General features: G+C 37.4%; 21 protein-coding genes. 8 read left to right on the forward strand and 13 right to left on the reverse strand.

Features of this window, described 5'->3' with window-relative positions:
• Nucleotides 1–5 precede the first annotated feature (5 nt).
• The 4 genes from ACO6S2_RS10840 to ACO6S2_RS10855 are packed head-to-tail and all read left to right on the forward strand — an operon-like array spanning nt 6 to nt 6,273.
• The gene (locus tag ACO6S2_RS10840; protein WP_422358570.1) at nt 6–3,158 is read left to right on the forward strand and encodes an efflux RND transporter permease subunit; all 3,153 of its coding nucleotides are present in this window, start codon (nt 6–8) and stop codon (nt 3,156–3,158) included.
• A 2-nt stretch (nt 3,159–3,160) separates the two neighbouring features.
• Entirely contained in the window at nt 3,161–4,567 is a 1,407-nt protein-coding gene (locus ACO6S2_RS10845; protein WP_422358571.1) for an efflux transporter outer membrane subunit, read from the forward strand.
• Nucleotides 4,568–5,227, forward strand: coding sequence for a potassium channel family protein (locus ACO6S2_RS10850; protein WP_422358572.1), 660 nt, complete (start codon nt 4,568–4,570; stop codon nt 5,225–5,227). It abuts the gene before it with no gap.
• Between the two features lie 20 nt (nt 5,228–5,247).
• On the forward strand, nt 5,248–6,273 hold the full coding sequence (locus ACO6S2_RS10855; protein WP_422358573.1) for a S1C family serine protease: 1,026 nt from the start codon (nt 5,248–5,250) through the stop codon (nt 6,271–6,273).
• On the opposite strand, the gene ACO6S2_RS10860 is transcribed toward ACO6S2_RS10855, so the two are convergent.
• The 4 genes from ACO6S2_RS10860 to ACO6S2_RS10875 form a co-directional block, all read right to left on the reverse strand.
• Nucleotides 6,270–6,998, reverse strand: a complete 729-nt coding sequence (locus tag ACO6S2_RS10860; protein WP_422358574.1) for a DUF3307 domain-containing protein — start codon at nt 6,996–6,998, stop codon at nt 6,270–6,272. The two genes, ACO6S2_RS10855 and ACO6S2_RS10860, sit on opposite strands and share 4 nt — an antisense overlap.
• A complete protein-coding gene (locus tag ACO6S2_RS10865) occupies nt 6,995–7,597 on the reverse strand; it encodes a transcriptional regulator (protein ID WP_422358575.1) in 603 nt (200 codons plus the stop codon). The genes ACO6S2_RS10860 and ACO6S2_RS10865 overlap by 4 nt, the downstream gene beginning before the upstream one ends.
• A gap of 95 nt (nt 7,598–7,692) precedes the next feature.
• A complete protein-coding gene (gene recQ / locus ACO6S2_RS10870; RefSeq protein WP_422358576.1) occupies nt 7,693–9,843 on the reverse strand; it encodes a DNA helicase RecQ in 2,151 nt (716 codons plus the stop codon).
• Between the two features lie 86 nt (nt 9,844–9,929).
• On the reverse strand, nt 9,930–10,232 hold the full coding sequence (locus ACO6S2_RS10875) for a GIY-YIG nuclease family protein (RefSeq protein ID WP_422358577.1): 303 nt from the start codon (nt 10,230–10,232) through the stop codon (nt 9,930–9,932).
• Nucleotides 10,233–10,439: 207 nt separating this feature from the next.
• Here ACO6S2_RS10875 and ACO6S2_RS10880 point away from each other — a divergent pair, with 207 nt between their 5' ends.
• Entirely contained in the window at nt 10,440–11,717 is a 1,278-nt protein-coding gene (locus ACO6S2_RS10880) for a phage integrase SAM-like domain-containing protein (RefSeq protein ID WP_422358578.1), read from the forward strand.
• A gap of 33 nt (nt 11,718–11,750) precedes the next feature.
• Here the strand turns inward: ACO6S2_RS10880 and ACO6S2_RS10885 are convergent, their stop codons facing one another.
• The 5 genes from ACO6S2_RS10885 to ACO6S2_RS10905 form a co-directional block, all read right to left on the reverse strand.
• Entirely contained in the window at nt 11,751–12,044 is a 294-nt protein-coding gene (locus ACO6S2_RS10885) for a hypothetical protein (protein ID WP_422358579.1), read from the reverse strand.
• A gap of 30 nt (nt 12,045–12,074) precedes the next feature.
• On the reverse strand, nt 12,075–12,500 hold the full coding sequence (locus ACO6S2_RS10890) for a hypothetical protein (RefSeq protein ID WP_422358580.1): 426 nt from the start codon (nt 12,498–12,500) through the stop codon (nt 12,075–12,077).
• On the reverse strand, nt 12,497–12,943 hold the full coding sequence (locus tag ACO6S2_RS10895; protein WP_422358581.1) for a hypothetical protein: 447 nt from the start codon (nt 12,941–12,943) through the stop codon (nt 12,497–12,499). The genes ACO6S2_RS10890 and ACO6S2_RS10895 overlap by 4 nt, the downstream gene beginning before the upstream one ends.
• Nucleotides 12,933–13,427, reverse strand: a complete 495-nt coding sequence (locus tag ACO6S2_RS10900) for a hypothetical protein (protein WP_422358582.1) — start codon at nt 13,425–13,427, stop codon at nt 12,933–12,935. Before ACO6S2_RS10900 ends, ACO6S2_RS10895 begins: the two co-directional genes overlap by 11 nt.
• Nucleotides 13,428–13,554: 127 nt before the next feature.
• Nucleotides 13,555–15,669, reverse strand: coding sequence for a KAP family P-loop NTPase fold protein (locus ACO6S2_RS10905; protein ID WP_422358583.1), 2,115 nt, complete (start codon nt 15,667–15,669; stop codon nt 13,555–13,557).
• Nucleotides 15,670–15,881: 212 nt separating this feature from the next.
• On the opposite strand from ACO6S2_RS10905, the gene ACO6S2_RS10910 reads away from it, so the two are divergent.
• From ACO6S2_RS10910 to ACO6S2_RS10920, 3 genes are read left to right on the forward strand one after another with little or no spacing between them, the layout of a single operon-like run.
• On the forward strand, nt 15,882–16,076 hold the full coding sequence (locus ACO6S2_RS10910; protein WP_422362442.1) for a helix-turn-helix domain-containing protein: 195 nt from the start codon (nt 15,882–15,884) through the stop codon (nt 16,074–16,076).
• 4 nt (nt 16,077–16,080) lie between these two features.
• Nucleotides 16,081–19,200 (forward strand): Eco57I restriction-modification methylase domain-containing protein, encoded by a 3,120-nt coding sequence (locus ACO6S2_RS10915; protein WP_422358584.1) that lies wholly within the window; start codon nt 16,081–16,083, stop codon nt 19,198–19,200.
• 2 nt (nt 19,201–19,202) lie between these two features.
• Nucleotides 19,203–21,509, forward strand: a complete 2,307-nt coding sequence (locus ACO6S2_RS10920) for an ATP-binding protein (RefSeq protein WP_422358585.1) — start codon at nt 19,203–19,205, stop codon at nt 21,507–21,509.
• Here ACO6S2_RS10920 and ACO6S2_RS10925 read toward each other — a convergent pair.
• From ACO6S2_RS10925 to ACO6S2_RS10940, 4 genes are all read right to left on the reverse strand, one after another.
• Nucleotides 21,504–21,968: a JAB domain-containing protein gene (locus ACO6S2_RS10925; RefSeq protein WP_422358586.1), complete on the reverse strand. Its 465-nt coding sequence runs from the start codon at nt 21,966–21,968 to the stop codon at nt 21,504–21,506. The genes ACO6S2_RS10920 and ACO6S2_RS10925 overlap by 6 nt on opposite strands.
• Before the next feature lie 162 nt (nt 21,969–22,130).
• On the reverse strand, nt 22,131–22,715 hold the full coding sequence (locus tag ACO6S2_RS10930; protein WP_422358587.1) for a hypothetical protein: 585 nt from the start codon (nt 22,713–22,715) through the stop codon (nt 22,131–22,133).
• The gene (locus ACO6S2_RS10935; protein WP_422358588.1) at nt 22,712–23,437 is read right to left on the reverse strand and encodes a relaxase/mobilization nuclease domain-containing protein; all 726 of its coding nucleotides are present in this window, start codon (nt 23,435–23,437) and stop codon (nt 22,712–22,714) included. The genes ACO6S2_RS10930 and ACO6S2_RS10935 overlap by 4 nt, the downstream gene beginning before the upstream one ends.
• On the reverse strand, nt 23,434–23,748 hold the full coding sequence (locus ACO6S2_RS10940) for a plasmid mobilization protein (protein WP_422358589.1): 315 nt from the start codon (nt 23,746–23,748) through the stop codon (nt 23,434–23,436). Before ACO6S2_RS10940 ends, ACO6S2_RS10935 begins: the two co-directional genes overlap by 4 nt.
• Nucleotides 23,749–23,819 lie beyond the last annotated feature (71 nt).

A 23,819-nucleotide genomic window follows, 5' to 3' on the forward strand; every position in this document is an offset into this window, starting at 1 on the left:
CCGATATGTCAGATCAGAAAGGAAATTTCTTTGTTCATCGGCCGATTGTGGCCATGGTAATTGCGATTATTATTGTAATCGTTGGGGCAGTGTCAGTTATAGATTTGCCCATCGAACAATACCCTAACTTAACTCCACCAATCGTACAGGTAAGGGCTAACTATACAGGTGCCAATGCAATTAACGTAGAAGAGTCAGTGGCGACTCCGTTGGAGCAGCAAATCAATGGTGTAGACAATATGATCTACATGAAATCTACCAATGCCAATGATGGTTCTATGGTGATCGATATCTCATTCGATGTAGGTACGGACCCGGATATGAATACTGTCCTGGCTCAGAATCGCGTATCGGCTGCTACAGCTAAACTACCTGAAGCAGTTAAGAAACTTGGAGTAACTACCGAGAAGTCACTTCCCAATATTTTGATGCTGGTGGCGCTGACATCAGATGGTCGATATGACCAGGATTTCTTAGGGAACTATGCATTGATCAATATCAAGGATAGGTTATCCAGAATTAAAGGAATTGGTCGGGTAAATGTATTGGGAGCCTCAGATTACTCGATGAGAATTTGGATCAAACCAGATCGTTTGTCTCACTTAGGATTAACAGTTCCAGAGATTCTCACAGCGATTAACGAACAAAACATCATTGTGCCAGGAGGAAAGTTTGGTGCTGAGCCTGCACCACCAGGAACAGAGTTTACCTATACTGTTCGTTTACCTGAAAGATTTAATTCACCAAGGGAGTTTGAAGAGATTGTAGTGAGAACCAAAGAAGATGGATCTCAGGTGAAGTTGGGAGACATTGCCACGGTTAGTCTGGGGGTAGAAACTTATAACTCATTTACTCGATTGAATGGTGAGACTAGTGCTATTGTAGCCTTGTATCAGGCGCCGGGGTCTAACGCTGTAGAGTTGGCAGAAAATGTGATCAAAGATATGGAAGACCTCAAAAGTGCATTCCCTGAGGGTATGCAATATGATGTGTCTTTGGATTCTACAGCACCAATTACTGCAGGTATCCGAGATATCATTGTAACGCTGATTGTGGCTTTGATTCTGGTGGTTTTGGTGGTGTTCATTTTTATCCAGGACTGGAGGGCCACATTGATTCCTACTTTGGCCATACCAGTTTCTTTGATAGGAGCCTTCATGTTTTTTCCAGCCTTGGGATTTACCATCAATGTACTGTCCTTGTTGGGTTTGGTGTTGGCCATTGGTATTGTGGTGGATGACGCCATTGTAGTAGTAGAAGCGGTGCAAGTAAATATCGAAAAAGGAATGAGCACCAAAGAAGCTACTTTGGATGCGATGAGTAAAGTAACTGCTCCAGTTATAGCCACAACCTTGGTTTTGATTGCTGTATTTATTCCTGTGGCTGGAATGGCTGGTATCACCGGACTGCTCTATCAGCAATTTGCCATTACGATTGTGGTATCTGTTATGGTGTCTTCTGTTAATGCTTTAACACTGAGCCCAGCCCTTTGCTCAATCCTCCTTAAGAAACCCGAGAAATACGGCGGTCCCTTAGGTTGGTTCTTTGGAAAGTTCAATCAAGGCATGGACAAGAGTACTGATGCCTACATGAGTTTTACTAATGTAGTAACCCGGAAGATAAAAAGGGGCGTGGTCTTTATAGTTATCATGACTGTGGCAGCTGGTATTTTTGGAAAGATGGTGCCAGGTGGGTTTATACCTGAAGAGGATATGGGCTATTTCTTTGTGAATATGCAGTTGCCCAATGCTGCTTCCTTGCAAAGATCTGATGTGATCGCTAAAAAAATTGAAAAAATTGTGGCCACTGTTCCTGAAGTTAAGTTCGTGACCACAGCTACGGGATTTAGCTTGTTGTCAGGAGCCATGTCTTCTAACAATGGTTTCATGTTTGTCACACTTACCGATTGGGCAGAAAGAGACAGAACAGCTAAGGAAATTGTAGATGAAGTAAACAAGAAACTATACTTTTCGATCAAAGGAGCTGAGGCCTTTGCCTTCGGACCACCCGCGATTCCAGGTTTAGGTAATGGTTCAGGGTTTAGTATAATGATTCAAGATCGGTTGGGGAATTCTCCTGATTACTTGGCTCAAAACACCATGAAGTTTATCCAGGCTGCGAATGCTGCTCCTGAAATAGGACGTGCGTTTACTACTTTCCAGGCTACAGTGCCTCAGCGCTACATGAATGTGGACAAGGAAAAAGCTTTGAAGATGGGGGTGAAGCTCAATGATCTATACACGACCGTTGGAGCGTTTATGGGCGGTGCCTATGTCAATGATTTTACCAGATTTGGACGCCTTTACAAAACTTATATCCAAGCCGAACCAGAATACAGGGTAGACGAATCCCAGATCAGTAATTTCTTTATAAAAAATAATAAAGGAGACATGGTACCTTTGGCAACGTTGGTTGATATCGAACCAATTTCCGGTCCGGATTATACCAATAGATTTAATCTGTTTAGATCGGTAGAAGTAACAGGAAGTCCAGCACCTGGATTTACATCTGCTCAGGCGATGGAAGCACTCGAAAGAGTAGCTGGAGAAGCATTACCTTCGGATATGAGCTTTGCATGGAATGCCATGTCGTTTCAAGAAAAGAAAGCATCTGGATCTTTAGGAGTGATTTTGACCTTTTCACTTGTCTTTGTATTTCTGATTTTGTCTGCGCAGTACGAAAGTTGGTCTTTGCCGCTCAGTATCTTGCTTGGAACACCATTTGCCATTTTTGGAGCCTTGTTTGCCTTATGGGCATCCAGACAGTTCAGCCCAACATTCGAGAACAATATTTTCGCCCAGGTCTCTTTTGTTATGCTCATAGGCATGGCAGCCAAGAATGCCATTCTTATTGTGGAATTTGCCAATGAAGAGTTTCAAAAAGGCCTTTCTCTTTTTGATTCTGCGATCGCAGCTGCTAAGTCACGATTTAGACCTATTTTGATGACGGCCTTTTCTTTCATATTAGGTGTATTTCCATTGGTAGTTGCCAGTGGCTCGGGTGCTGAGGCCAGAAAAGTGATGGGAATGGCACTCCTCGGAGGTATGGCGTTGGCTACCTTCCTGGGTGTATTTTTATATCCTATGCTCTTCGTGTTTATAGGCAAACTTTTTAATTACGAAAAAAATCGAAGCATCGAGCCTTCAACAGATCAATAAGCATGGAGAAGACGATAAGATATATAGCAATTTGGGTTTTAGCGGGTGTGTTTTTGTATTCCTGCAAAATGGGTCCTGCATTCAAGAGCCCCGAAATGAATACTCCTGAATCTTACCAATATGCCGAGAACGAAACCGATTCACTTGGAGATATTAAATGGTGGGAACTGTTCAACGATCCGGTTTTGGACTCACTTATTCTGGTAGCACTGGATAGCAACAGAAATGTTAGCATCGCTGCGAATGACTTGAAGCAAGCACAACTACTCTATAAGATTCAAAAAGTAGAGATGCTACCACAATTCAATGCCCAAGGTAATTTGACTTATGGTAACTATGCGGGATTTTTAGGTACAGAAGCGAATGGAAACTATGCAGGTTTAGCCACGGTGAGTTGGGAATTAGATTTTTGGGGAAAGCTGAGAAGACTAAACGAAGCTGCATTGGCGGAGTATTTGGCTTCAGAAGCAGGGTATCAAAATCTTAGATTGGCAATAGCCAGTGAAGTGGCCTTTTTATACTTTGAACTGAGGAGGTATGAAACCAGTATTGAGATATCAGAAAGAACAGTAGCACTTAGAGATAGTTCTGTGAATTTGATACAAGCTAGATATAACAAAGGTATAGTGGCAGAAATTGACCTGAACCAGGCGCAAATTCAACAGGCCATTGCAGCTTCCGCTGTGCCGTTGTACGTCAGAGCTGCAGCGCAAACTGAGAATGCTTTGAGTGTTTTGCTCGGTGGATTTCCAAGAAATATCGAAGACAGTTTACCTTTAGATAGTTTGAGCGTGGCCGTGGATATTCCAGCCGGACTTCCTTCTGAAGTTTTGCTGTACAGACCCGATGTTGCACTAGCCACACAGCTTATAGTAGCACAGAATGCACGGATTGGAGTTGCTCAGGCTGCCCGTTTTCCATCTATTTCCTTGACTGGCGTTTTGGGGGTTAGCAATGAACTTAATGATTTTAATTCTGGAGGCTTGGCGTGGAACGCTGGAGCCAGTCTAGTTGGACCAATTTTTAATTGGGGCAAAAACAAAAGGAGAGTGGAGATAGAAAGAGTACGAACGGAGTCTGCTTATCTCAACTATGAAAATGTGGTCTTTAATGCGTTTCGGGAAGTAGAAGATGCTTTGATCGCCATTCAAACCTATGAGCAGGAAATGGTGGCCAGACAAAACCATGTTCAAGCCGCCACTAATGCTCAGTACTTGAGCTCAGAACGGTACGACAAGGGGATTACCAGTTATCTGGAATACTTAGAATCTCAGCGTCAGGCATTTGAGGCTGAGCTTGCTCTTGCCGCTGTTCGAAGCGAATTGTTGGTATCGTACATTCAACTCTACAAGGCTTTAGGTGGTGGTTGGCTTACGGAGGAAGAATATAGTAATCAACCGACTGAATAGATGTCTATTTTTAAAGAAGTGGTTAAGGAGTCTCCTGTTGCTCGATACAAGTATCAAGTCTTGTTTTTTATCATGCTGGTTAATATACTTTTGCCAGGCTTTTTTCCGCAGGAAATTAGGACTGCTTTTATTTCACCAGCATTGAACATATTGATGCTGGGTGCCTGTTTTTTAGTTATACAGCGACTAAGAAGAACGGCATTGTATATACTGATATTGGGTATCCTAGGAGTAGTATTTAATTGGTATGAAGGATATGCCGGCTTAGTTGGATTAGTCGTTTTTTCAGTTTTTGTTGGTATTGTAGCTTTCGAGCTTTTCTCTGATTTGGTAGCTCAAAAGAATATAGGAGTTAGTGAAATATTTGGAGCTTTCGATGGTTATATGCTCATTGGTTACATTGGTGCGTTACTCTCCTTGGCGATACATATCGTCGATCCTTTAGCATATTCTAACATAGATCCAGGTCGCGGAAGTGGGCAGGACTTGCTTTATTTCAGTTACATTACCATGCTCACTATAGGGTATGGAGACATTTCACCACTTATCTCTGCATCCAAAGGTCTTTCTATCGTATTAGGCTTAGTTGGGCAGTTTTACCTGGTAGTGGTATTGGCTACCTTCGTGGGCAAATTTTTAAGAGACTCAAATCCAAACTAATCATCTATTTTAATCTCATTATGAAGAAATTTTTATCATTATTCGCTTTTTCCGTCTTAATCATATTTCAATCTCAGGCGCAGACACTGAGTGATCTGTACGAAACATTATCCAAATCGGTAGTCAAAATTCTCATTGAAGAAAAGGACTTCAATGTTGGAGAGGGTCAAATGGTAACTAATCAGGGAATTGGGTCTGGTGTTTTAATAGATGCTAATGGATTGATTCTAACGGCTTCGCACGTAGTGCAAACGGCCGAAAACATAAGAGTACAGTTCAATGATGGTGAAACTATTCCTGCCAAGGTCGTTAGTTCGGCACCCTTTGCAGATGTGGCTGCTATTCAGTTGTCTTGGGCACCAAAAAATAAAGTTGTCGCCAAATTAGGAGATTCAGACAAGGTAAGGGTTGGAGACGAAATATTTATGGTAGGCTCACCTTATGGATTGGATTTTAGTCTTTCAGTGGGCTATATCAGTGGAAGGCATATTAAAAGACGTTTTGCTCACGGCGCACACGTGATAGAATTTTTTCAAACGGACGCATCAATTAATCATGGAAACTCAGGAGGTCCAATGTTTAATATGAAAGGAGAAGTGGTAGGTTTGGCAAGTTATATCCTGTCAGAATCAGGTGGGTTTCAAGGGCTAGGTTTTGCTGCTACATCTAATGTATGCAAAGACCTGTTGCTTGATGAGCCGACACCATGGACAGGCATGGAGGCAGTCCTGATTGGCGGTGAGTTGGGGCGGGCACTCAATATCCCTCAGAATGTAGGACTGCTCGTTCAAAAGGTTACTCTATTTTCACCTATTGGTGCATTAGGAATTGAGGGAGGTTCAATACCTGTGGAGTACAATGGAGAGATTGTTTTGATTGGAGGTGATATTATTCTGGCAGTAGATGGTACACCATTGACTACTGAAGCTGGTATTGAAAAAATTGCAAATGAATTCTCCAAGCTCAAAAAAGGAGATTCATTTTCTTTAATTGTTTGGCGAGATGGTAAGAAGCATAAATTGAAAGGAACTGTAGGAGGGATTTAATCACCAATTCTTTCGGAGAAGTAATTGTAAGCTAAGCCAAAAAGTATGGCAAAGCCAAAACTTAGAAGTGTTCCGATAAGGATGTATTCTGTAAGTTTTCTGTCTTTGGCTTTCGATAGATCACCAAATCTGAAAACGGACTTGGCGGCTAATAAGAATCCAATGGCTTGCCACTGACCAAGAACAATAAATCCAAATACAAAAAGACGCTCAAGCATTCCTATGTATTTGCCTGCATGTTCTAGTGAAGCGCTACTGATGTCTTCTTCCAGTTCCCATTTAGTAATGATAACTTTCATGAAAATAGAGGAGGCTACAGTAGTGGTGAGTAGGGCTATCGCTAATAGAATCATTTGATTTCCCATTAGGAAAGAACTCATAAGGTTAAGTTTATATGGTTCGTATAGATAAACGACCCAAGCAATAACAAGGAGGTGTGCTAATTGATCAATAAAAAATAACCATCGTTTGTTCGAAGTGTTTTGCCAATTGATTTTGATCAGGTCAATAGCAAAATGAGAGACGATGATAATCACCAAGCCTTTCCAGTAAGTGAAATCAAATTGTAGAAGTAGGAGAGTAGCTATCGCATGAATCAGCAGATGTGCAAACATGTATTTTGATCTGTGTTTCTTTTCTTCTTTGTCTTTTACCCAATGGTCGGGTTGGATAAGAAAATCTCCAATCAGGTGTGCTAGTAGAAGTTTTAGGGTCAGTGAGATCATAGGTTGGTTATTAGTTCGCGGTATCTTTTTTCGAATTTCATGATGTCGTCAAAACCTGCTCGATTGAGACTTTGGCTAATGGTGCCCTGGCTTTTACCTAGATGTTTGGCTAGTTCATTCTGTTTCCAATCTGGATGCTCAATGGAGGTCTGAATGTACTTGGCGGCATTTGTTGGCCATGTGTTCATAGTAAGCAGGGCAAGATCAAGTGCTAGCTGCATTTCTTGATTGACGTTGGGCCATGGTGTAATTAGTGCCATGGTTCTTTTATTGTTGAGGTGGTCGAAGGCCTGTCCAGAGTTGACAAAAGCTTCACCATTGGCTTCGGTGATTTTTGATGTGGTTTGATCTTTCTTTCCAATACCAATGCCCAAGCGGATATCTAATGACGTGATTTGTTTGATGCAACACTTCAAGTGTATGGCAGCTAGTAACGCCATTGCTGGTTCTACTTCTAGTTGGAAACTGTCTCCACGATAAATCTCCCATTTTTTAGGCGTTGTACCATAATTATTGAGGGTACTCTTGAGTACAGGCAACCAAATTTGGCTGTCTACTTCTCTAGAATTAATAATATCACCTGTGAGGATACTTGTCATAGTTAAGCAAATATCGGCATAATTGCCAATAATAACAAATATCGGCATAATTGCCAATAATTATAAATATTGGCTTTAATACCAATATTAAACTACTAGCCTCCAATTTTTGCTTGTTTTTTGTAAACCGCCATGGCCAATCTGAGTTGATCGTACGGGATTTGCTCTTTAAAAAATTCAAATAGAGGCTTAAGTTGCTCCGTTTGTCCAATCTTTTCGATTCCTGCAATAATGGTCTCCAGGTTCTCTTCAGTAATGAATTGAGAAATGTCTACCTCGCGTCCTTGCTCGTAGAGAGTAGCGATATGTGAGAAAATGGTTACCTTGTTTAGTTTGCGTTTGGTAGCAATTTCATCAGGTGATAGCCCTTCTTTGAGCAATTCGTAAGTCACCAAATGAGTCGCTCCTTTAATTTTTTCCCCCTCAAGCGTTTTTTCTTTTAAGAAAGTCACAATTTCATGAATAAACTCACGACCGTACTGATCAGCCTTGCGTTGGCCAATTCCCGAGATGTTGAGTAGTTCGTCGTCGGTGGTTGGTTTATGTGTCGAAAGCTCTTGCAAGGTGGAATCACTAAATACCACGTAGGCGGGTACTCCTTGTGCTTCTGCGATTTGTTTTCTTAATGCTCTCAATCGTTCGAACAGCGCATTCGTCTGTAGCGCCTTTTTGGTAGGTTGGGCCGGGGTTAGTCTTTGTTTGCGCTGTTCTTGTGTTTCTGGTTTACTAATTTTTACTTCTATTTCGCTATAAAGCGCTTTTTTCCCCAGTTCTGTAATTCTCAGGATATTGTGTTGATCGAAAGCTATCTCAAGGAGTCCGAGGTTGAGAAATTGTCCGATGTAGTGCTGCCAATCCACGTAACTATGGTCTTTCCCCACACCATAGGTTTTAATGTTTTGATAGCCGAACTGAAACAAGTCGTTTCTCCCAGATCCACGGAGTATATCGATTAGCATACGAGTGCCTACTTTCTGCTGGGTACGAGCTATAGCCGAAAGTGCCATTTGGGCCAACTTGAGACCATTCATAAACTCTGGTGGGTTCCTGCAAATGTCACAGTTACCACAGTCCTTTTCCAATTGCTCACCAAAGTAGCTCAGCAGAAGCTTGCGTCGACAAGAGGTAGCTTCTGCAAATTGTTGCATACGCTGCAGCTTGGCTTCCAATAGTTGCTTTTGTTCGCCTTCCTCTATGAATTGTTTCAATTGCATCACGTCGCTATAACTGTAGAATAGCAAGGTTTTTGAATCTAAGCCATCACGACCTGCACGACCGATCTCTTGATAGTAGCTCTCCAGGTTCTTAGGTAGATTATGGTGAATCACCCAGCGTACGTTGGACTTGTCTATGCCCATACCAAAGGCAATGGTGGCGCATACCACTTTTAAATCGTCTTTGATAAATCTTTCCTGTACTTTGTCTTTGACTTGTGGGTCCATCCCTGCATGATAGAAATCCGCATCTATTCCCTGCTTTTTGAGCTTTAGGGCCAGCGATTCTGTGCTTTTTCGGGATAGACAATAGATGATGCCTGATTCCTCCTGCTGGCTTTTGATCCAGTCGATTATGGCTTCGACTCTTTTTTGTGCGGGTCTTACTGCCAAACTCAGGTTTGGACGATCGAAAGAGGAAAGAAAGGTCTTTGTATCAGCTATATTCAGTTGATTTAAAATATCACTCCTCGTGGCTTTGTCAGCCGTAGCCGTGAGTGCCATGATGGGCACCTCTGGAAACTGCTCTTTTAGGAACTTAAGTTTGGTATACTCAGGCCTGAAGTCATGACCCCATTGGGAAATACAGTGAGCTTCATCTACGGCGATGAGGTTGAGTGTACTTGATTTTAATACATTGAAAAAGTCGCGAGTCATGAGCTTTTCGGGTGACACATAGAGCAATTTGACCTGACCAGACATAAAATCTTCTTCAACTTGTCGTTGCTGGGCGGCGGTTATCGAGCTATTCAGAAAAGCAGCAGCTACTCCATTTTGTTTTAAGGCCTCTACCTGATCCTTCATCAAGGAAATTAGCGGTGAAATAACGAGGCAGGCTCCATCCTTCACCAAGGCTGGAATTTGATAACAAAGGGACTTGCCTCCGCCTGTAGGCATAATGACCAATGCGTCCTTTCCATAAAGTACTTGTGCAATGACGTGCTCCTGTTGCAGTCTGAATTGGTCATACCCAAAGGTGTTTTTTAGAATGTTATGAGCTTGATCTAGAAGGGTAGAGGATGGGTTTGTCATGTGGCGAAATTACATTTTTTGACATAAAAAAAGCAGCTACTTTCTCAAGTGCTGCTTTAGTGTGAGCCCCCAGTCGGTCCCGATAGCTATCGGGACGAACCAACGGATTTGAATTTCGTCAGTAGTTTTTGAGTCATTTCTGGATATTTGATAAGGTTCTTGATGTAGACGGTGGACTTCATTTGCTTGATGTGATGCTCAATGGCTAAAGCTTGAGATTTATTTGTACACTCAATCGTGAAGATAACCCTCCAGTCATCAGCACGAGTAGTAAATGAGTCGAGATAGAATTTATTGAGATGTTGATTGATTCTGGTCTCTAGATTCTCACTGCGACCTATGTAATGTTTATCTAATGACTGAGAATGTAATATGTAAACCGTATGCATAAAAAAAGCAGCTACTTTCTCAAGTGCTGCTTTAGTGTGAGCCCCCAGTCGGATTCGAACTTAAATACTCGTAAGTACAAATAATACCTTCTAAATACTCTAAAACACTTAAATTGACTGATGTCATATTGCTAAAATACACTAATTACTTATAATAAAGTGACCTATATCGTGACTATATTTGTATATTGCTTCAAACAATAAACTATGGCAACAGTAAAAGCGCTGATAAAAAGAAACAAAATTGACGCCAATGGAAAGGCTACCATATATGTAAAGTACAGGCACAAGCAAAAAGTTGTTGAGCTCAGCACTTCGATGAAAGTGGATTCAAAAAATTGGAATGATTCTAAAGAGGTTTGCAGCTCCCTGGTGGGAATCAAAGTGAACAAAACAAATGAGGAATTAATTAAAACGCTTAAGAGAGCTGATCTTCTAACTAATTCGACGATAGCAAATTTTAAGGCAAGAATAATTGAAATTTCTAGAGAGCTTAGGTTAAAGGGTGATGAGCCCGATGCAGAATTAGTTAAAACTCAATTTCTGGAATCCCGAGAAGGTAAACGCAAACAAGAAGGTAAGGAGTTGCTTTTGCCTTTGTACTGCAAATTTGTAAGAAATTGTAACAAAAGTGATGGAACCAAGGCGAATTACATGACTGCTGTTTATCATCTAGAAAAGTTTGAGAAGGCAAAAAAAAGAACATTAACACTTAATGATATTAGTCTTAAACTTTATGATGATTTGATGTATTTCTTATATCATGAAATCGAAAAGTCCGATAAGACGAAGGGATTGGCAGATAATACTGTAGGGACTAGTATAAAGAACTTTAAAGTCTTTCTTACTTACTTGTTGAAGAGAGGGTACCCAATTCCAAATATTACTTCTGAAATAAAAGTGCCCCGTGTCGATACGCCAATCTATTTCCTTACCGAAAATGAAGTCGATATTTTAGAGCAAAAACAATTTAAATCGGAGAGGTTAAGTCAGGTGCGAGATGTATTTGTATTTAATTGCTATACCGGATTAAGGTATTCAGATTTGAGTCGTTTGCAAAAGGATCATATAGTGGATGATGTGATAGAAATGAGAGCTTATAAAAATCAAAAGGATTTGTATGTTCCTCTGAGTCCTCGTTCTGAAAGGATTTTAAAAAAATACAATTATCAGTTGCCCATAATTTCCGAGCAGAAGTACAATGATTACATAAAGGAAGCTTGTGAAAAGGCTGGAATAACTAAAGAGGTTGAAGTGATCAAAACATCCTCCGGGAATAAAAGTTACACCTATGTTCCGAAATTTAAGGTGATAACATCACATATAGCAGTAAAGACATTTATATCATTGTGCGGAAAGAAGGGGATCTCACCAAAGATTGTTTCAGAGATAACAGGTAAGAGTGTTGAAATCATCATCAAGCACTATTACGGTATTGATAGAGAAACAATAAAAGAACAAATGAGAAGGGGATTTTCAATATGAATCTATATTGAGTGAGAATTGATAAATACAGGGTTATTTAAAAAATGAGTAGCTTGATATTAAGAGATGGTCATGAAAATCAATCACCTTACTCATCCATGTGTTGTAGGTGTAAGTAAGGAATGCAATAAGGGACATTCTGCCTAATTCCACATAATTAATACCGAGCTTGCCATACTCTTTCCAGTGTCTAAATAACATAATTCCAAGTGCTATTAGGAAAAATGGTATAATAAGATGATTTGCCAAGCTTTGCGAGGCTTCTTGCCAAGGGGCAAAGAAAGCATCCATTTCCGACTTCATTTTTAGGTATAATTGGCTGTCCATAAATCTTGTTTATGAGTTTGGAATATTTAGCTAGCCTACTTTGAATTGACTAGGGTCAACAATCGGGAGAATTGCATTATGAAGGAATGTTCCTCTATACTCGGAAAACATAATCCCTCTAGTAGTTGAAATGGTTACTGAATTAAGTAGTAATGCTAGTTGATCTGGTAGATTTCCTTTTTTAGTTTCGGGGTCGAAATACTGTTCTAATTCAGGTAAGTCAAAGATGCAACTTGCTTTGATGTTTCCTAAGTTATCTTCTTTTGATTCCAGAAAAGTATCTACAGTACATACGATTATTCCAATCTTAGACTCAGTGCTGAATTTATGTTCAAGTTTTAAGTCAAAGTTAAAAATCACCTCTTTCTCTAAATTTTTTGTTGGTGTGACTAAAGTAGATTCAAGTAATTCTACTTTCTTCAATTGAAATTTGAATTTGTCTTTTTTCTGTGTCATGCCTCGACAGGTTCAGTGTTTGAAAAGAACTCTCGGATAATAGTATTTCTTTCGTTTAATGTCCCATAATAAAAATTATCAGGAGTAGGGTAAGAATATTCTTGGCTAACTTCAATTCTGTAGGTTATAGTTGGAGGCTTGATTTTAAGATCAATATTTAAGAAATTGGTGTCTAATACTTCTCCTAATTCAATCAAAGTGTCTGTTGTAAAGTTGTGTGTGCCACTAAGCCATTTTGTAATTATGGATGGATTTTCTTTTCCTAAGGCCTGAAGAAGGTCTTTCTTTCTCCATCCTTTTGCTTTAATTGCATCGTCTAATTTTGCAGCCAAAGCCATTTTGTATTCAATTTTTTTGGATTCGATTGGAGAGATAGAATCAAGCAATTCGTCAAACAAATCACTGTTGTACAATTCAATTTCGTCCTGTTTTTTACTTTTCATAGTCGTTAAATTCTAGGTCACCAATAAAATCAAGGCCATCCTCGGAGAAAGTTATTTCTTTGTCCCTGATTTTTTCAGTTATCTCTTTAGATAACCATCTTAATTGATAATTTGAATCCTCTAGTTTTTGATCCTCTTGTAAAGCTCTTATGTTTTTTGGTTTATAACCACCGCTACCTAGTACAATAATTTGTGTGCCATATCTTATGCAGTAAAGTCTTAAGTTGCTGTTTGGTTCATCATAAAGTGCACATACACCATCTCCTGGAACACCTTCTTTGTGTTTGAAAAATTGTTCTCTTGCACCAATATTTCCAATAGTATGTAAACGTTTTGCAATATTTTTTAATTCACTTAAAAATGAATCTTTATTCTCATTAATAAAATTATCGAATAAAGTTTTGCTTTCGTTATTTTCTATAACAGAATAGATTGAGGCATTAGTTCCGCTAAATTTTGAAAGTTTTACAAGTCTACAATTCATTCTGTTAATTGTGTCGCGAAATTATATAATTTCACTTAAAAGTAAAATTATGAATATATTTAATAATTCCAAATTCATGGAATCGCAATTTGAGTAATTCTCAGGTTAAGTGAATTAATGCTATTTATTATGTATTGCCACTATTCTTTCTGTATATCATCTGAAACCATCCAATTAACTCTTCCTGTGAAATTGGATCTCTATCTGTCATGTTTATCGGAGGATTTTGATTGCCAAAATATTGAATAGACAATTTGTACATTTTAGATAAATCAATGACTTGTCTCAGTGAATCATAATAACTCTGACCAAAACCAGCTTTGTAAGGTTCTGGATGATTTGAACTAGTAATGGTGGTGCTGAAAATGTCAAGTAACTTCATGAAGTTACTTGATCCTTCCTCAATGAAATTTCCTATAGTTTTAGATGTTTCAGAGTAGTTTTGTTTACCCCAAAATATCAGTAAATGCATTAGATTGGTTTCACCAATTTCTTCAAATAAACTTTGAGTATCATATTTCTTTTTTGTCCTATCTAGAATAATTAAACCAAGTTCTATTTTTTCGATCTCGCTCAGGGCAGTCACAGTTGGTGACTTTTCTCGAACTTGGAGATACCTCCAAATCTCCCATCCGAAATCAATGGGTTGTGCTTTTTCTAAAATCTTTTTGGCCAGATCTATCCTGGATTCGTGCTCATTTTTTTCGGTGAGCCTACCTAAATACGCTGCCATTTGGGTATAGATCCCATAAATAAAGAAGCCTCTCTCATTTGGGAAAAGATCACCTAATTGAGCTAGGTTTTGGCATATCAAGTTTGTTTGATTTGGGTCAATTTGATCCTCTAAAAATTGAAATTTTAAAACTAGTTCGTCAATGTTTAAATCTGAAAACAATTGTCTGAGGTGAACTTGATCATTCCGAAAGTCTTTTGAGCTTAGCTCCTCGATAAGATTTTTATATTTGACTTCTGATATATCATCTGAGGATACGGAAAAACTGAAATATCTATCAAAATGGCGCGGTGAGCATATTCTCATTTGTTCATACCATTCTTTCCTGTCATGATCGTTTATGTAGTTTGTCTCAAATATTGACTTAGTCTGGGGAAAAAGTTCTTTTAGAATTTTTATTATATGATCATTTTCAAAGCAATTGACTGTCCCAAGGGATTCAATTTTATGTTTTGCTTGATTTTTTTCTTCCTCTACACGGCTATATCCATATTGACTATTGCTATCATATTTTTTAATTAAAATATTGCCATTCTCCCTTATATCATTGTACAATGCAGGAGCAAGTGACTTAATGCACTCCATGAGAATTAAATCAACAGTGTTTACTTCATTCTTTAAAAGTGGAAGTAAAAAAATCAATGAATTCGAAAGTCGAATTGATATTCTAGGAGTGTCAATATAGGGAAGTAAATACTTATCGAAAAATTGAATAAACCTATACCCCTCATCATCTGAGGGTGAAACATGGTTGTGATCCAAAATGTTATTTAAGGCATTTAAAGTATAGTTTTTTAATTGAGACTTTCGAGCTAAGGGTATATTGAGAGGCACTTGAATAATTTTTTCAAGAAACTCATGTCCACCTTTTGCATATTGACTGTCTAAAGATTTAGCTACCAAATCATCATCGAAGGCTAGAACATATAAGGTATTTTTGAAATCTGCTGTGAGCTTTACTAGGCGGAAAATATCTTGTATTTCAGAGATTTTGAGTCTATCGATATCATCCATGAAAATGACAATTTTCATGGATGATTTTTGAAGTAGTTGATCAACTTTCGCCTTTACTTCCTCTATTGTTTTTTTAGGGAATATACTTTTGAAAACACTCAAAATACTTTTAGAATGTGGTACTCCTGTTATTGCTCCTAAAGTTTCCAGTAAGTCAGCGTATTGGTTTATAAGAGTGACTAATTTTTCATTTTTGCTTTTCAAGGACTTTTTAAGTGCTTGTGCTAATATTTCAAAAAAGGACTGCAATAGCTGCTGTTCTGAGGAAAATAACCAGGGATTGAATTTTACAGTAATTAGGTTTTCAGAGGATCGTAAATTGTGCTCTACAAAATTGATTACAGTTGATTTACCTTCTCCCCATTTTCCATACAGACCAATAGTTAAAGAGTCATTTGGTTGGTATTCTGAAATAATTCTAGACACCCTTTCAGCAAAAGGATAACGCTGAAATTTATCGTCTTCTTTTCTACTAATTGGATTGTCTGATAGCATATTAATTTTGAAGGTTAGGTGATTCGAAGTATTGTTATTGGCAAAAATTAACGATAAACATTCGAAGAAGACATTATTCTCTAATTACTAATATGGCCTTATTGTTTCATAGAACCAATTATTATTAAGATAATAATAATTGAAAATTGTATATCATTTTATGATATAGTATAAGAATACGCTAATTTGTACGCTCATCAAATAGCAGCATGATGAACAGAATAAAAGAAGTACTTGAAGAGAAAAACATTAAGCAAACATGGTTAGCTGAGAAGCTAGATAAAAGTTATAATATGGTAAATGGATACGTTCAAAACAGAAGACAACCTAAATTGGAAATTCTTTTTCAAATAGCTGATATACTAAAGGTAGATGCTAAAGAATTAATTGACTCTAAACTCCACTGATTTAATGGGCCTATTTCAAACTTCAGTACTTCAAAAGTATCTTAAAGCTCAAGACAAAGAGATAGCTGCAAAGGCATATAAAAAATTCGTTAAGTTTTTCCATAACCCGACTATTCAACAAAATATTAGAGAAAGTAAAGAAGAGCAATTTCAAGCTGGCTTTCTAAAAGAATTATTTGGTAATGTTTTGGGCTATAAATTGAACCCGGAACCTAATTATAATCTTACCACAGAATTCAAAAATGAGAAAGGTGCCAAGAAGGCTGATGGAGCAATTTTAAAGAATGGTCAGGCAATAGCAGTCATTGAACTAAAGGGAACAAAGACAAAGGATCTTGAAAGTATCAGGCTACAAGCATTTGATTATAAAGCTAACCAGTCAGCCTGCATATATGTAATTACTTCCAACTTCGAAAAGCTTCGGTTTTATGTAAATAATGCCGTTGAATATGAAGAATTTAACTTGTTTGATTTAACTCAAGAACGGTTTGAGTTATTATTCTTGTGCCTGTATGAGGTGAATGTTTTTGGAAACGTGCCTCTTGAAATAAAAGAGTCTTCAATTCGTGAAGAGGAAATTATTACCAAAAAATTCTATACCGCGTATTCTCTCTTCAAAAGAGAATTGTATCGTGACCTTGTTAAAAAGAACATGAAAAACGAGGTCTTTAGGGCTGAACTTAATAAGGGAGATCAGGAGAGGGCAAATAAGAATATCAAGCTGGCGCTATTTAAAAAATCACAAAAATTGATTGATAGATTTCTCTTTATATTCTTTGGTGAAGATAGAGGGTTACTACCACCTAATTCCACGGTTCAAATTCTAAATAAATGGAAGGCTGATGTGGATTTTGGAGATGAACGACCATTATATGAAATGTTTAAATCTTATTTCAATTATTTGGATATAGGAAGACAAGGCACCACTTCCAGAAAAGAAATATTTGCATACAATGGAGGCCTGTTTAAACCTGATGGAGTTCTAAATAGTGTCATAATTGATGATGAACTGTTATATAAACATACCCATGAATTATCACATTATAATTTTGACAGTCAAATTGACGTAAATATTCTAGGCCATATATTTGAGAATTCTCTAAATGAGATCGAAAGTGTAAATGCAGAAATCGAAGGAGTAGCATTTGACAAGCAAACAACTAAACGAAAGAAAGACGGTGTCTTTTATACACCCAAGTACATCACCAAGTACATTGTTGACAATACCATTGGTAAGAAGTGTACAGAAAAGAAAGCTGAACTTGGTGTAGAAGAAGCAGAGTATTTGAAAAGCCGCAAAGGGCGTACAGCTAAAAAGCTCAAAGAGCTTCAAGATCAATTGGAAACCTACCGTGAGTGGTTGCTATCGCTGACGATACTCGATCCTGCTTGTGGATCAGGTGCATTCTTAAATCAAGCTTTAGATTTTCTAATCAAAGAACATAGGTACATTGATGAACTAAACGCTAGTTTATTGGGCGGTTCTATAGTTTTTCAAGATATAGAAAATACCATTCTAGAAAACAACATCTACGGTGTAGACTTAAATGAGGAATCAGTTGAAATCGCTAAGCTCTCTCTTTGGTTGCGAACAGCACAACCACGCAGGAAGCTCACGGTATTAAGTAGTAATATCAAATGTGGTAATTCCCTTATTAATAATCCAAAAGTGGCAGGTGACAAGGCTTTTAATTGGCAAGAAGAATTCCCTGAAGTGTTTGAGAAGGGTGGATTTGATGTTGTTATTGGAAATCCACCATATGTTCAATCTCATTCTCTAAACGATATTGAAAAAGAATACATTTATTCTAATTATAAGACATCAGAGTATCAAATAAACACGTATTCGATTTTTATTGAGAAAATATTTTCCGTTCTCGACAATAACTCGTTGTACTCGGTGATCATTCCAAATTATTGGCTGTCTACTAAATATGACTCGTTGCTGAGAAAGTCTGTGTTTTTAGTAAATGAATGTATCGAAGTTTTGAATACGTATCAAGTTTTCGAAGACGCAACTGTTGATACAGTCATCATAACTGGACGTAGAACCTTTAGTTCTAAGTTTCCGAAAATGACCAAACTCCGGTCCATAGACTATAAACTAAGCACTATTGATGCTCGACTTAATGCCATCGATGGTCAACTATGGTCTTTTGATGGGGTTAACCCCTTTAAATCAGTTAATTCTGATACATTAATATCATTTAATGAAAAGTTTGAACTCAAAGGTGAAAAGACATTGAGTGACTTTTTCATATTTAAAAAAGGAATGCAACCTTATGAATTAGGGAAAGGCAAACCAGAACAAACTAGAGAAATGATGAATGACAAAATTTATCATTCAAAAAGCAAGCTGGATGATAGCTACTTAAGTCTAATTACTGCTAGAAATGTGCAAAGATATTATCAGAATGGTGACGGTGGATTTATTAAGTATGGATCAAATTTAGCGGCTCCAAGAAATCCTTCCATTTTTCAAGGCCCAAGGGTTTTGATAAATAGAATTTTATCAAAAAAATCGATTGATGGCTATTATACAGAGGAGCATATGCTCATCAACAATACAGACATATTTAACTTACTACCTAAGTCTTCGGAAGTTAATGTAAAAGCATTGTCGGTATTTGTATTACATAAGATATGTGCTACATTTTTTAAAAAAAAGAACATTAATCTTAACAGAGCAGCCTTTCCAAAACTTAATGTAAATACACTCGAAAAATTTCCGGTCCCGAAAATGGACAAAAAAACTGAAACTACTTTGTCCGAACTCTCAGACCGTAGACACAAACAAACTAACACATTTTTTGCATCATTAATTAAATTTTCGAAATATCTAAAATCAACTTTTACTTTAGATAAGATATCATCTAAAATTCAAAATTGGCACGAATTAGATTTTGATGAGTTTATCTCTGAACTAAATAAAGCCATTAAAAAGTCTGGTTCCGAAAAACTTACAAAGGCTGATGAAATGGATTGGATGGAGTTTTTCGAAACCAAGAAAGCAGAAGCACAGGCACTCAAATCAGAGATAGATAAAACGGATAAGGAGATAGATCGGATGGTGTATGAGCTGTACAGGTTGAATGAAGAGGAAATTAAAATTGTTGAGCAATAAAGATGAAAGTATCCCTAACCCAACCCCAAAGAATAATAGTATCGATATTATATCTAGTAATTCTATCTGCAATTTTTATTCTTCTAGGTGGAAATTTGAACTCCTTAGCTTTTGAAGTTGCAACTGATCGCAGTATCTGGTTCTATTCAGGAGCATTACTAATTATTCTTGGTAAGTATGTTGCAGAGCCCTATTTCACTAAACCTACAGACTCGCTAACGAATTCAATGGCAGTAATCATTGCATTAATTAGTCTAAACAACAAATCTTCTTTATTTGGATATGGTTTGGTTTTGGGAATTTCAATGTCCGTTTTAATACTTACCCTTGTTTCCATCAGTATCAAAGCATCAGAAAAGCCATTCTACAAGTGGCTTTCTGTTAATTCGTATTGGTATGTTGTGAACATTGGAAGTAGTAAAGTGCTATTTTCGTTAATTTATCTCTCTTCAATCTACTCATATTTAGCGTTAGGAAAACCTCAGGATTTAACCGGCTTTATCGTCCTACTTGCATTTTGGATTTGCCTTATCTTTTTTGACATAATTGGAAAATTTGTCGAATTCGTTACCAAGTTTAGAACTGTAAATAAAGAATTGAAATTTTCTCTTGGTAAGGCAATTGGCTGTGAAAACCCCTTACTTTATAAGGTCGAAATTGACAGTTCGGGAACGGGAAATGTGAAAAATGGTAGATTAGTTGCCATTGAAAATACAAGAGGGTCAAGAGCCATAGGCATAATCATCAATGTTCGTCAACTGATCAATAAAAAATGGATCAGTATTTATTTGCTAACAGATGAAAAAGGTTACCAATTAAAAATACCTTCACCATCCTACTTTTTGGCAAGCTCGAATTCATTGTTCTATCAAGTCAATGAAGCATATTTTATAAACACCATAGAAGAATTGCCACCAGAATTGAAGGAAGTTGTAAGTAAGAATTACTTCTATTTAAACAGAGATAAATTTTGCGGATTTGTGGAAAGGGGAACCAATTTAAATTCATTGAGATTTCATTTGCTAAATAAAAATGACATAAATAAAATATCTGAAGGATCTATTTTATCAGTTAATATTAATACTCAGAATACCTTGTTTCAAGTGATTGACGGGTTGACCTTCGAAGAAAACCTAGAAAACCAAGATAAATATGGATTCACTATTGGTGTAGCAAGAAAGCTAGGCTATTACAACTTACCAGATAAAGAGTTGAATGTAGTTTCTTGGATGCCAGAGATGTATGCTCCTGTTTTTAATCACTTAGAATCGGACTTGGAGGAAAAAGAGTTAAAAGATATTGCAGATAATGCAATTGGTAGATTACCTGGTTCAAACTATCAAATTCCAATCAAGAATATTAATGAACTCGTAACTCATAATACAGCTATTCTTGGAATTTTGGGCATTGGCAAGTCATGTCTCACATTTGAACTTCTACAAAAATCGAGAAATGAAATCGAGGATTTAAAAATTATCTGCATTGATATTACAAATGAATACAGCTTAGATGAAAAACTCCCTTCTTACATACCCAAAAATGAAATTGTGAGTGACACCGAAAATATATTCAGTGAAATAGATGCAAATTACGAGTATATAGAAACAGTAGGTACGGGAAATTACGCCAAATTAATTCCTGAAAGGAGTGGTAATATCAATGATTATAAAAAGGCAATAAGACAAGACGTATTAACATTTTTATTTGGTAATGCTGACATACCCTCAGAGTATGTTATTTCTAAAGATAAGAGAGTAAGAATATACAATCCTGACTATCATAAGGTTTCAAAAGGAGAAAAAATGGGAATTCACGTGTTAACACCGCCATTAAGTCCTGCTGAAAAAACAAGAGTAATTGCAGAAGAGATATTGAAGGTTCTAATGCATTTCAAACCAAATGGAGGAAAAAAGGCAAATGTATTGTTGGTGTTTGAAGAAGCTCATTCCTTGGTTCCAGAATGGAATTCGGTTGCAAATGAAGGGGATAAGGCCGCTGCTAATGGAACTGCCAAAATAATATTACAAGGACGAAAATATGGATTGGGTAGTCTCGTAATAACACAAAGAACAGCAAATATTAGTAAAAGTATTTTAAATCAGTGTAATACTATTTTTGCCCTTCGTGTTTTTGATGATACGGGAAAACAGTTTTTGGAGAACTATATTGGATCAGATTATTCTAATACATTGCCTACATTAGAAGAAAGGCATGCAATAATAGTAGGCAAGGCGTTAAGACTAAAACAACCAGTGATTGTTCAGCTAAACGATATGAAGTACATCAAAAATGATCAAATGCCCTCATAGAAGGCATTCATCGGCAAAACTGAAAAAGCTTTCCTTAGTTAATATAACATGATCAAGTACAGGCAGATCCATTGCTTCGCCGACTGATTTTACCTTCCTGGTAAGATTGATGTCTTGCTGGCTCGGCTGTGTATTTCCACTGGGATGATTGTGAATCATAATGATATGTGCAGCATTGCATAGAAGAGCATGTTGAAATATTGTTTTGGGATCGGCCACGGTTCCGCTAAGTCCACCTATGGAGATAACAGCAAAACCTTGAACATTGTTGGCTCTATTGAGATACAAACACATGAACGCCTCACGCATTTCTATATCTACAGGATAGACCTTTCTAATATATTGATTGACGGCTTGTGACGAAGAGACTTTAATGGCTTGCGCCTGATTCTTAGGGTTGTAAGTCGCTTGAATTTCTGCAACTACTTTTTTGTAAGTTTTAAAAGAGGAACTTTCCATGTCAATATGATTTGATGAAACATAAATTATGGATGAGCTCCTGGCTAACGGAGTGGTTTGTCCTGAATTAGAAAATCTTGGGATGTGAGCTGGCTAATTAGTCCCGATGGTTATCGGGACGGCTTACGGCGTGGATTTTCGTTTCAAGTCAAAAGCCTAATTTTATCTATCATTTAGTTCTCGTTCCTTTTTTTTGAGGGATTCTATCTGCTGATGTATTCTGGCTTTTTCTTCGTTTCTCTGCATGACTGAATCGGAAAAATACAATAGCGTTTCAGGGTCTTTGGTATAGTAGTCTTCTAATTTTTCGACTTTCATACCTAGCTCATTGACGAGGTAGTACTTTAAATGACCAATTTTATACTGGGTCATTTTATCATGCCATTCTACATTAAGTGCTAAGGAAATCAGCAGAAGTCCTATCAATATCAAATTGATTACCCATCTCTTAAATCCATCAAGCCAAGCAAGTATGCCTGGAAAGAAAACATGCTCATGATGGTGCAGCGTATTGTTGATAGGCTCCCACATATTCACTTCTTCTTCCAGCCCTCGAAACCTTTGACCTAGTTTGATCAAGTTTTGATTGATGAGTGTTTGATACTCCTCCAATCCATCAAAACGCTTTAGCTCATTGGAGATGTCATTAGTTTGAGGCTCTGGCTTATCTGAGTCCAATTTGACTTTCAGCTCATCAATTCCCTTGACCAATTGCTCCAGAATAATAAGAATTTTATCGTTGTTCATAAGGTTAGTTTTTTGGTTTTAAATGATTGTATTTTTTGAGCGGCTTGCACCAACTTGGAATAGGTATAATCCCTATTGATGGCACTAGACTTAAAACAAATTCCTTTTTCTTGATCAATAAAACTCACGCCTCGGATATTGCCTGTGCTCGTCTTGTTGTATTTGATTTTGAAGCCAAGTTTCTCAATTCTATTAAATATTTGATCCACTGATTCTTTATTGGCAAGCCCTTTTTCAATTTGATTAGCAATAGCCTCTTTTCTTTTATTTCCCTGTTGTTCAGCGATGACGAGCTGATATTTCTTTTCTAGTTTTTGCATCGCCAATTTGGTTTTATATCTGCATTTCCAATCTCGTGCTACATCGCCTGCAAACCCAATTCTGTTAATGACAATATGCATGTGTTCATGTTTGGTGTCCTTATGCTTCACGATTAAATATTGATTGTCTTGAAGGTTCATTTCAGTGAGATAGTCCTTTGCAATTCTGATCATCAATTGATCGTCAACTTTATCAGAATGAGCGAATGAAATTGGGGTGTGCCAGACAGGACTTTTTAAGCCTGGCTTCTGACTTCTAATCACATCGAACTGATGAATAATATCTTTCGGATTTAAGCCAAATAAGCCATGTTGGTCAAGTATTTCTGCACCCTTCTTTGGATTCAGACAATACCTAATACAACCCCCGAATGACTTCCCTATAATCGCCTTTCCAATCATTTGAATTCTTTTAAAATTTGAGTGACTTTCTCTAAGTCATTAAGACATCTGATTTTTAGAGTCTCTCCATTATTTAATCGCCTGGCGATTTGGTTTAGGCTATTTGACATATTTGCCAGTTTGCGAAATAACACAACTTCTTCGTTGCTGAATTTGGCTTCAATCGGATGACCCAATCCGCTGTTCAATAGAAACTCACTCAAGGAAAGACTAGTCTTTTGTGCGGCGTTTTTGAGCAGTATAAAATCCATACGAGTACAGCTCACTGTAATCTTCTTTTCTTTCCGTATGGATTTTTTGGGTCGTCCCATTTTTGCGAATCTTAAATGAGCAAAACCAGATTGTTGAACTATCCAAAAACGTAGTTTTGGGATGGTGAAAA

This window comes from Reichenbachiella sp., from assembly GCF_965233835.1.
GTDB lineage: Bacteria > Bacteroidota > Bacteroidia > Cytophagales > Cyclobacteriaceae > Reichenbachiella.